The 9,154-nt window shown below is 74.3% G+C and carries 8 protein-coding genes; 3 read left to right on the top strand and 5 right to left on the bottom strand.

Annotation, left to right across the window (positions count from 1 at the left end; genetic code table 11):
• Nucleotides 1-134 precede the first annotated feature (134 nt).
• Entirely contained in the window at nt 135-1,169 is a 1,035-nt protein-coding gene (locus AB0K37_RS09080) for a saccharopine dehydrogenase NADP-binding domain-containing protein (protein ID WP_363977085.1), read from the bottom strand.
• A gap of 101 nt (nt 1,170-1,270) precedes the next feature.
• Between AB0K37_RS09080 and AB0K37_RS09075 the strand changes: the two genes are divergently transcribed.
• Nucleotides 1,271-2,272 (top strand): helix-turn-helix domain-containing protein, encoded by a 1,002-nt coding sequence (locus AB0K37_RS09075; RefSeq protein ID WP_363977082.1) that lies wholly within the window; start codon nt 1,271-1,273, stop codon nt 2,270-2,272.
• Between the two features lie 176 nt (nt 2,273-2,448).
• Nucleotides 2,449-3,990 carry an FAD-dependent monooxygenase gene (locus AB0K37_RS09070; protein WP_363977079.1) on the top strand — a complete coding sequence of 514 codons (1,542 nt, stop codon included), beginning with the start codon at nt 2,449-2,451 and terminating at the stop codon, nt 3,988-3,990.
• A gap of 26 nt (nt 3,991-4,016) precedes the next feature.
• On the opposite strand, the gene AB0K37_RS09065 is transcribed toward AB0K37_RS09070, so the two are convergent.
• Nucleotides 4,017-5,186: an FAD-dependent monooxygenase gene (locus AB0K37_RS09065; protein ID WP_363977076.1), complete on the bottom strand. Its 1,170-nt coding sequence runs from the start codon at nt 5,184-5,186 to the stop codon at nt 4,017-4,019.
• Nucleotides 5,187-5,298: 112 nt separating this feature from the next.
• Here AB0K37_RS09065 and AB0K37_RS09060 point away from each other — a divergent pair, with 112 nt between their 5' ends.
• Complete coding sequence (locus tag AB0K37_RS09060; RefSeq protein ID WP_363977073.1) at nt 5,299-5,925, top strand: TetR/AcrR family transcriptional regulator; 627 nt, start codon at nt 5,299-5,301, stop codon at nt 5,923-5,925.
• On the opposite strand, the gene AB0K37_RS09055 is transcribed toward AB0K37_RS09060, so the two are convergent.
• From AB0K37_RS09055 to AB0K37_RS09045, 3 genes are all read right to left on the bottom strand, one after another.
• Nucleotides 5,861-7,162, bottom strand: coding sequence for an MFS transporter (locus AB0K37_RS09055; protein ID WP_363977070.1), 1,302 nt, complete (start codon nt 7,160-7,162; stop codon nt 5,861-5,863). The two genes, AB0K37_RS09060 and AB0K37_RS09055, sit on opposite strands and share 65 nt — an antisense overlap.
• Nucleotides 7,159-7,446: an LLM class flavin-dependent oxidoreductase gene (locus AB0K37_RS09050; protein WP_363977068.1), complete on the bottom strand. Its 288-nt coding sequence runs from the start codon at nt 7,444-7,446 to the stop codon at nt 7,159-7,161. The genes AB0K37_RS09055 and AB0K37_RS09050 overlap by 4 nt, the downstream gene beginning before the upstream one ends.
• Nucleotides 7,447-7,532: 86 nt before the next feature.
• The gene (locus AB0K37_RS09045; protein ID WP_363977065.1) at nt 7,533-9,062 is read right to left on the bottom strand and encodes a carboxylesterase family protein; all 1,530 of its coding nucleotides are present in this window, start codon (nt 9,060-9,062) and stop codon (nt 7,533-7,535) included.
• Nucleotides 9,063-9,154 lie beyond the last annotated feature (92 nt).

Genomic DNA, 9,154 nt, shown 5'->3' with positions numbered 1-9,154 from the left:
GTCCATCGAGATGCGCGACACCGACGAGGACGTCTTCCGCGCCGCGGAGGAGCTCGGCATCGACCTCTCCCGCCGTCCGAACGAGGGCGCGATGAACGTCGACGAGATCTGAGGGGCGGCGGCCCCGGGGACGGTCATCGGCGCAGGTCGACCGACAGGTGCGCGGACAGCGCGCGCAGGAAGTCGGCGGCGTCGAAGACCTCCCCGGCGGAGGCGGCGCCGGTCGCCCTGGTGCGGCCGTCGAGGATGCGGCCGACCGCCTCCACCGCCAGCGGCGCGCTGATGGCGTAGATGTCCCGGCCGCTCGCCGTGGCGCGCCGCTCCTCGCCGCCGGAGCGCACGACGACGTCGACCAGGAACGTCTGGTCGGAGCGTCCGCGCTCGTCGGCCGCGGCCGGCGCCGGCGTGTCGGCGGCCGACAGGTCCCCGGCCGCCTCGACGGTCATGTACGAGCGCACCTCGGGGACCGCCAGGTGGCTGGGGATCGTGACGACGTCGGCCATGCTGAACTCCCCGAGCACGGACCGGACGCCCATCGGCTCGGGGAACGTCCACTTCAACGAGGGGAGCGCGTCCTGGTGGTACTCCAGCTTCCCGCCGGTGTAGCGGACCCTCTGCCCGTCGCGCCGTTCGTGGGAGACCGTGCCCGAGGCGCGCGTGCCCGCGGTGGGGTGCCAGCTGCTCAGCCCGTAGGCGATGTGCACCTCGTCGGCGGCGGTCCAGTCGCCCATCGCCGCGGTGGCCAGCAGGTCGCCGAGCCCGCCGAAGAAGGCCATCGCGGGGACGACGGTGGCTCCCGCGTCGAGGGCGATCTCGGCGAAGTGCGCGAGCGTGTCGGCGTTGGCCTCGATCTCGGCCGCCACGTCCACGTAGGGGATGCCGGCGCGCAGCGCCGCCTCGATCACCGGGGCGGCCGTCGCGGCGAAGGGCCCCGCGCAGTTGATCACCGCGGCGGCGCCGGCCAGCGCCCGGTCCAGCGACGCGGGGTCGTCGGCCGACGCGGGCCGGACGTCCAGCCCCGGAAAGGACTCCGCCAGTGCTCGAAGCTTCCCGGCGTCGCGGCCGGACGCCAACGGGACGTACCCGCGGTCCCGCAGCTCCGCCACCACGAACCGCCCGGTGTGCCCGTAGGCGCCGAACACCGCGACCGCCTGACCCGATCCCGTCATCATCTCTCCCGTTGTCCTCGGTTCGACCACTGGATCGATCATGGCGGCGGCGGCCGTCCCGCACGAGCGTCTGGAACGCCATGCCTCGTACAATTCCGGACATGAAGACGGTCGCGGTCGCCGTCACCGACGGGATGCTGCACTTCGAGCTGTCGGTGGCCTACGAGGTGTTCGGCAGCGCGCCGGCCGATGTGGCCGGGCCCTGGTACCGCCTCCTCGGCTGCGGACCGGGGACCGTGCGGGCCGGCGGCTTCCGGCTGGAGCCCGATCACGGGCTCGACCGGCTGCCGAGCGCCGACACGGTGATCGTCCCAGGGTGGGCCGACGTCGACGTGGACCCACCCGGCGACCTCGTCGACGCGGTGCGCGCCGCCCACCGGGCGGGTGCGCGCGTGGCCTCGCTCTGCACCGGCGCGTTCGTGCTGGCCGCCGCGGGACTGCTCGACGGGCGCCGCGCGACCACGCACTGGGCGCACACCGAGGCGCTGGCCGCGCGCTATCCCCGTGTGGAGGTCGATCCGGACGTCCTCTACGTGGACAACGGCAGCGTGCTCACCTCGGCCGGCAAGGCCGCCGCGATGGACCTGTGCCTGCACCTGGTCCGTCTCGACCGCGGCTCCGCGGTCGCGAACGCGGTCGCGCGCCGACTGGTCGTGCCGCCGCACCGGGCCGGCGGCCAGGCCCAGTTCGTGCCCTCCCCGGTGCCCGCGCAGCAGAACCACCCGCTCGCGGAGCTGTTCCCGTGGGCGATCGAGCGGCTGGAGCACCCGCTGACCGTGGAGGACCTGGCCCGCCGGGCCGCCATGAGCTCGCGCAACCTCGGCCGCCAGTTCAGGTCGGTGACCGGCACCACCCCGCTGCAGTGGCTGCTGACCCAGCGGATCCGCCGCGCCCAGGAACTGCTGGAGACCACCGACGACAGCGTCGAGGCGATCGCGGCGGCCACCGGCATGGGCACCGGGACGACGCTGCGCCGCCACTTCAACCGCACGGTCGGCGTCCCGCCCGACACCTACCGCCGCACCTTCCGCCGCTCCCACGCCGGGGGCGCCGCGGGCACGACCACGATCAGCGGACGGCAGGGCGCGTCATCCCGGACGTAGCGACCCCCGTTCCTGGACGCCTCCCGGCGAACCCGCCCCGGAGGACCTTCTCACGCCTGGCATAGGCGATCCGCCTGCCCGGCTTCGACGCGGCCCACGTCATGGCCGCGATCAGGACGACGACCCGGCTCGTGCCCGCAGGCGCGGCGCGATGCCGTTCAATCGAGGGAGAGTGCATGGACGCCGATGTGATCATTGCGGGCGCCGGTCCGACCGGCCTGATGCTGGCCTGCGAGCTGCGGTCGGCGGGGGTGAGGCCGCTGATCCTGGAGCGCCGGCCGCAGCGCCGCGACACCCCGAAGGCCGGGGGACTGGGCGGGCAGATCCTGGAACTGCTGCGCTACCGGGGGCTGCTGGAACGCTTCGAAGAGGCCTGCACCGACCCTGTTCCGGCTCCCCGGTTCCCGTTCGGCGGGGTGCACGTGGACTTCACCCGTCTGCCGGACCCTCCGATGCACGCCCTGCCGCTGCCGCAGCAGTCGCTGGAGCGGCTGCTCGACGAGCGCGCGGAAGAGCTCGGCGCCGAGGTCCGCCGCGGGCACCAGGTGACCGGGGTGAGCCAGGACGACGCCGCGGTGACGATGGAGGTGCGCGGCCCGGACGGGACCTACCAGGTGAGCGCCCGCTATCTGGTGGGGTGCGACGGTGGGCGCAGCCGCGTCCGCGACCGGGCCGGGATCGGCTTCCCTGGCACGACCTATCCGGAGGTCAACCGGCTGGCCCAGGTCACCTTGCCCGACACGGTGACGGTGCTGGGCGACGGCGACCTCGACGTCCCCGGGTTCGGCACGATCCGTGCGGGGTTCACCCAGACCGAGCGCGGCATGTTCGGGCTCGGTTCGTCCCCGGACTCCAGGATCGTCTCCCTCTACACCAACGAGGACGAGGCCACCGAGTACGACGACGACGCGCCCATGACCGTGGCCGAGCTCCAGGCCAGCGTCCGCCGCGTGCTCGGCGCGGACCTGCCCGTCGGGGAGGCGCACCGGCTGTCGCGTTTCACCTTCCAGGCGCGGCAGGCCGAGCGGTACCGCCACGGGCGGATCCTGCTGGCCGGTGACGCGGCGCACCTGTTCCCCGCCACCGGCGTGGCGATCAACGCGGGCATGCTGGACGCGGTCAACCTGGCCTGGAAGCTCGCCGCCGTCGTCCACGGCCGGGCGCCGTCCGGCCTGCTGGACACCTACCACAGCGAACGCCACCTCGCCGGCGCCCGCACTCTGCTGCACACCCGCGCCCAGGTGGCACTTCGGCGCTCGCACGATCCCGCCGCCGAGGCGCTGCGCGAGCTCTTCCAGGAACTGCTGACCGACGAGCAGCCGCTGCGCCGCATGGGGGCGCTCCTGTCCGGCGCCGACATCCGCTACCCGATGCCCGGCGCCGCCCACCACCCGCTGGCCGGCGCTTTCGCGCCCGACCTCACCCTGCACACCGACCAGGGCATCACCAGCGTCGCCGAACTCATGCGGTCCGCACGGCCCGTCCTGCTCGACCTCGCCGACCGGTCGGACCTGCGCGAGGCGGCCCGGGGCTGGGAGCACCGCGTCGACGTCCGCACCGCCAAGACCGGCGAGCGCCCGGCCGACGCCCTGCTGATCCGCCCGGACGCCCACATCGCCTGGGCCGCGGCCGTCGACGAACCCGCCGGCACCGCCGCACCTGCGCTGCGCCAAGCGTTGTCCGACTGGTTCGGTGCCCCTGACGCCGACGGCGCCTGACGGCGGGAGCAGCAGTGCCCTTGCGGTCACGTCCGGGACGGGGCGTCGTGCCCGGTGGGACGCCAGCCGGCGGTCACGTCGTGCGAGTACAACCAGGAGACGCCGCGCTCGTAGAAGAGCTTCATCGCGGCGGGCATGACGAGGTTGCGGGCTTTGCGGGCGAGGAATCCCGCGGTCTTGGCGTCCCGGTTGGCGCTGGCTGATCTCACCATCTTGGCGATCCGTGCCCGCCGTCTCTCCTCGTAGAGGGCCAGGGCGGCGGGCACGTCGGCCTCCTGGAGCGCCCGGGCCAGGACGACGGCGTCCTCGATCGCCATGGACGCGCCCTGCCCGGCGCCGACCGGGTGGCCGGAGTCGCCGACGAGCACCACCCGGTCGTTGCGCCAGACCGGGACCTCGGGCAGCACGTGCATGAGGGTGGGGCGGTGCCGTTCCGTCGCCGCCGCGAGCACGGCGGCGGGCATCTGTTCGCGCTGGTAGAGCCGTCCGAGCAGGTCCAGGTCGACCGAGGCCAGGTCGGGCTGCCGAGGGGAGGCGACCTGCGCCGCCCACCAGACCGCGCCGTCCGGCGCGGCGAGGTGGATGAACGCGCCGTTGCGGCCGAAGACCATGTTGAACACGCCGGCCTCCACGTCGACGCCGGAGGCGACCCCGGACGCCGTATAAAGCCCCGAGTACCGGGGCTCGGGGGCCTCGGGGTCGAGGATCCGCCGGGTCGCCGACCAGATCCCGTCCGCTCCAACCAGCAGGTCGGCCTCGGCGGTGAGACCGCTGGCGAACTCCGCGCGGACCTTCGTGCCCTCGGTGGCCGCGCCCACCAGGCGCTCCCCGGTCACGACCTGGGCTCCGGCCCGGACGGCCTCCGCGCGCAGCGCCTCCACCAGCCGTCCGCGCATCAGTGTGACGCTCATGAGGGAGTCCTCGGCCCGCCGTCCGCGCGGTGTGTCGCCCAGCAGCCTTCCCGTTTCGGCCCACAGCCGCTGGCGGGGCACGGCGAAGCCCGCCCGCTGGACGGCCTCCAGGCAGCCGAGCGCGTCCAGGCCACGCAGCCCGTTGACCGCCAGGCTCAGGAACGAGCCGACCTGGCCCGCCGGGTCGGCATACGCCTCGTACACCGTCACCTCGGCTCCGATGCGCCGCAGCGCGACGGCGCCGGCCGCTCCGGCGACCCCGCCGCCGATCACGATGACCCGCACAGACCCTCCCGAATATTCCGAATCCAGATTCACCGAATCTGTATTCGGCGAATCGCGGCTCAGTATTCTGGGATACTTCGTCCGCTGTCAACGGCGAACCGGGAGGAGCCTCGTGAGCGGCGTGCGGAAGGCGAAGGCGGCCGAGACCCGGGCCGCCCTCAAGGACGCCGCGCGTCAGGTGTTCATGGAGCGCGGCTACCTGAACACCAAGATCACGGACATCACGGCCGCGGCCGGCCGCGCCACCGGCTCGTTCTACGACCACTTCGCCGGCAAGGAGGAGCTCCTCCAGGCCCTCATGGCCGACCTGGAGGAGCAGGCGGACGCGGAGGTCGCGGCCTCGGAGCACCCCCGCGACCACGACCTGTCCGACCGCGACCAGCTGCGCTGGCACCTGGCGATCGCCTGGCGCGCCTACCGGGAGCATCTCCCGGTGATCGCCGCCCGGCTTCAGTCGATCATGGCCGACGGTCCCGCGTCCGGACGCGCCTGGACGGCCCTGGCCACCGAGACCGGCACCTTCCGCGACCACCTCGAATGGCTCCGCGACCGGGGCCACCCGCTCCCCGGAGACCCCGCGCTGGTGGCCGCCGCGATCGGCGCGATGCTCTCGATGTTCGGCTACTCCGTCCTCGCCGCCGGCGACAACGCGCCGGACGCCACCGACGACGAAATCATCGACACCCTGACCGACCTGCTCCTCCACGGTCTCGCCGGCCCCGCGGACCCCCGCCCCTGAACAACCGGGGCAGCTGCGCCGCCGAGGCCCGGCCGGGCACGGGACCTCCGCGGGCTTCGCCCGCCCAGAGGGCGAACCCGGCCGCCATGAACGCCGCGCCGGCCGCCGAGACCGCGGCCCAGCCGCCGGAGCGGTAGGCGGCCGCGCCCGCGGCGGAGCCCGCCACGCCCCCGAGGGTGTAGAAGGTCATGTACACCGAGGCGACCCGCGACCGCGCCCCGTCGACGAGGCCGTAGACCACGCTCAGGTTCAGCAGGTGGGTGCCGTGGACCGCGACGTCCAGCACCAGGAGGCCCGCGATGAGCCATGCCAGGCCGTGGCTCCCGGCCGCCGTCGCGCCGAACGAGGCCGCTCCCGCGACGAGAAGCACGCCGGTGGACGCGCGCTGCCGACCCCGGTCCGCGGCCCGGCCCGCGATCTTCGCCGCGAACGCGCCCGCGACGCCGACCAGCGTGAAAAGTCCGATCTCGGCTTCGCCGTACCGGTACGGCGGTCCCGCCAGCATGAACGCCACGGTCGTCCAGAAGACCCCGAAGGCTCCGAAGACGCAGGCGCCGATCAGTGACCGCCGTCTCAGCAGCGGCTCGCTCGTCGCCAGGCGGAGGGTCGCCCGGAGTTGCGCGGCGTAGCCGATCGGAACCTCCGCGGCGGACGGCGGCATGACGAGCGCGAGCACGGCGGTGAGTAGCAGCGTGCCCGCCGCGGCGGCCAGGTAGAGCACGCGCCAGCCGAAGAGCTCCGAGGTCAGACCGGCGACCGTGCGCGAGAGCAGGATCCCCGCAAGCCCGCCGCTGAGCATCGTCGCGACCGCCCGGCCGCGTTCGTGGTCGGCGGCGACGGTGGCCGCGTAGGGCACCAGGACGTTCACCACGCCCGCGCTCGCCAGGCCGATCACCGTCCCCGCGAGGAGGAGCGCGCCGGCCGTGGGCGCCGTCGCGGTCACCGCCAGCGCCGCCGCTTCGACGAGAAGAAGCAGGCAGACCAGCGGGCGCCTGCGGACGATGTCGCCGAGCGGCACGACCAGCACCAGCGCCAGCGCGTAGCCCACCTGCCCGACGGTCGGCAGGTACCCGACGGAGGAGGCCGCGTACGAGCGCGCCATCTGCGGAAGCAGCGGCTGGCAGTAGTACAGGTTGGCGATGGTGAGGCCGTAGACGACGGCCAGCAGCCAGACCGTGCGGCGCGGCGTGCGGCGCGCCCCGCCGGACCACCGTCCCAGCACCTCAGCAATGATCACGAGCGCGACGCTACGGCGGGTACGGGACCAGGATAAGGTCCGCTTCCGTGCCAGGATCTTGGCCCACTTCCGGCGCCGGCCCGCATCCGGACCTCGATCCGGCGACCGCCCTCACGGGCGTCCTCAGCCCGGGTCCGGCGTGGCGCCGCCGGATCACGGCCGGCTGGTCCGGGGTGAGCGAACCGGGGGATGAAGCCGTCCCCGTGGCGTCCGGCCCGGCGGGCGGCCGCCGGGCTCGAACCGCCCACATAGATCGGCAGGCCGGCGCCGCCGAAACCGTCCACTGTGGCCAGGGCCAGGTCTCTGGTCTTGGTGTGGGGCGGTTTCCGTTGACGTCAATGTCGAGGTCGACCCCGGCAACCGGGGGCCGCTACCGCGCGAGCAGTGGGAGCGCCGGGAAGGTGTGGTCCTGCCACAGCCGCCGCGCGGCCTCCTCGGGGTAGGCGGTGATCGTCGACGGGGTGTCGAAAATCTGGGCGAGGCGGCGCCGGGGGTCGTAGGCGGGCCACCCCGGGTCGCCGTCAGCGGCGAACCCCGTCCACGCTCGCCGGATCCGCGCGGACAGCTCCTCCGCTGCTGGGGAGGGCGGGTCGCCGAGCAGCATGGCGGGCCGTCCGCTGGTCAGGTTGCCGAACACGAGCGGCACGTCCAAGCCGTGGCAGGCGCCGAGGCCGCCGCCGGCTCCCGGCGCGGGCCAGGTCAGCTCGTACAGGTGGGCCCGCCCGCCGCCGGCGATCTGCGCGCCGGCGAGATGGAGGCTCGGCATGCGGAACAGCCAGTCCGCGTTGACCAGCTCGTACAGTTCCTCATCGGTCGCGGACGGGAAGGCCTCGCGGTACCCGCGTGCGCCGTCCGGGCCGGGGGCGAGCACGTGGAGGGCGGTCTCGGCCTGCTCGTGCGTGACCTGGCCGAGCACGCCGTCGATCAGGCTGAACAGCCGGTGCTCGTCACGGGTGTGCCCGACGAGGAGTGCGACGTCGCGGGCGGCGCCGCCGGCCAGGGCCCGCCACGGCGTGTCCGGCAGGACGTCGCCGTCGACGACCGGCGCGAACGGGATCGGCCGGTGCGTGATCGGCCCCCACCGGTCCCGCCACCGGGCCATCTTCGCGGAGACCGCGTCGCCCGCGTCGGGCAGCCGGGCCGGGGCCACCGCCGACAGGTCGGACACCGTGGGACTCAAGCCCAGTTCGGCGGCGCAGGCGGCGGCGATGTCCGCGGCCAGTTCGGGGGAGAAGAACGTGCCCGGCACGCTCTGCGCGACCGCCCGGCGAAAGAGCCCGGCGGCGCGCGGCATGGCCAGCAGCGCGGCGACCGATCCGCCGCCCGCCGACTGCCCGAAGACCGTGACCCGGTCCGGGTCGCCGCCGAACGCCCTGATGTTGTCCCGCACCCACTGCAACGCCGCGACCTGGTCGAGCAGCCCCCGGTTGGCGGGGGCTCCGTCGATCTGTGCGAAACCCTCGACACCGACGCGGTAACCGAGGGACACGACCACGGTGCCGCTTCCGGCCAGGTGCCCGGCGTCGTATTCCGGGAGGCCGGAGTCGCCCATGACGTAACCGCCGCCGGGGATCCAGACCATCACCGGGAGCTTTGCCGCAGCGTCCGGCTCCGGTGTCCAGACGTTGACCGTCAGCCAGTCGTCGCCGGCGGCGTCCTGGGGCGCCCCGAGCATGCCGGACTGCGGGGGCGGCGGGCCGAACGCCACCGCCGGGCGCACCCCGTCCCACCCGCGCACCGGCCGAGGGGCGGCGAAGCGGAGGTCGCCGACCGGCGGCTCGGCGAACGGGACGCCGCGGAAGACCGCCAGGCCCGCCTCCCGCCTGCCGCGCAGAACGCCCGCCGCCGTGCGGACTTCCGGCTCGGACCCCGAAGGCTTGCTGGACGCGGTGACGGCCACTTCGCGGCTTCCTTCCCTACCGGTTCGGCAGAGCATCGCCGTCCACACAGTCGGCCCGCAAGCGATTTGGTCGTGATGGCGCCCGCGGGAAG

It is taken from the genome of Actinomadura sp. NPDC049753 (assembly GCF_040674655.1).
Taxonomy (GTDB): domain Bacteria; phylum Actinomycetota; class Actinomycetes; order Streptosporangiales; family Streptosporangiaceae; genus Spirillospora; species Spirillospora verrucosospora.
This window is presented reverse-complemented; position numbering and strand designations above follow the sequence as displayed.

Coding starts and splice junctions, on each gene's coding strand:
- AB0K37_RS09080 (WP_363977085.1), bottom strand. CDS start 1,169: ATGACGGGATCGGGTCAGGCGGTCGCGGTGTTCGGCGCCTACGGGCAC.
- AB0K37_RS09075 (WP_363977082.1), top strand. CDS start 1,271: ATGAAGACGGTCGCGGTCGCCGTCACCGACGGGATGCTGCACTTCGAG.
- AB0K37_RS09070 (WP_363977079.1), top strand. CDS start 2,449: ATGGACGCCGATGTGATCATTGCGGGCGCCGGTCCGACCGGCCTGATG.